Source organism: Bacillus sp. LR--39 (assembly GCF_053613335.1).
The window spans coordinates 1-573 of record NZ_JBSIOT010001321.1; the positions used below are offsets into that span (position 1 = coordinate 1).

At 47.6% G+C, this 573-nt stretch carries 1 protein-coding gene and 1 pseudogene; both read right to left on the reverse strand.

All coding sequences use genetic code 11. The features are described 5' to 3' along the window. Window positions 1-421, reverse strand: a pseudogene (locus tag ACWHAR_RS30245) (sucrose-6-phosphate hydrolase); the annotation flags it as partial. Between the two features lie 17 nt (window positions 422-438). Continuing rightward, window positions 439-573, reverse strand: a 135-nt coding sequence (locus ACWHAR_RS30250; protein WP_452088826.1) for a hypothetical protein, incomplete at its 5' end; no start/stop codon positions are given.

The window sequence follows — 573 nt, forward strand, 5'->3', positions numbered from 1 at the left end:
AGATGCCGTCTTTTGAGACGGCGAGACATTGATAGGTCTCCCTATTTCCCTCGCCGTCTCTGACATTCCCCGTGTAAAACAGATGCAGCACATCATTTTCAGCGATCGCGCTTCCTGAATAACAACCGTTTTTATCAAACCAGTCGCTCGGCGTGAGGGCGATCTCTTCATGCCGCCAGTTAACCAGATCTGCTGAGGAGTAGTGTCCCCATAACTTTGCACCGTGCCCCGTTTTAAAAGGCATCCACTGATAAAAAAGATGGTACACCCCTTTCCACTGAATGAACCCGTTCGGATCATTCAGCAGTCCGACAGGAGGCATGATATGATAATGCAGCCGATAGGGATCAAGGTTTACAATATCCCGGTATTCTTCAACCCGGTTCATTGCCTTTTGACGAAGCTCCTGATCTTGATTCATCGTTTTCCCTCCCTCCGTCACTTTTTCTCGTCTTCATTAATGCCTAAGATAAAGGCTGTGATAAATGCGACAGTCACAGAAATCGCCATTCCGATTAAATAGTGGATCAGGTTGCCCATTCCAAGCGGGGCGACAATCGCAATCATCGGAAT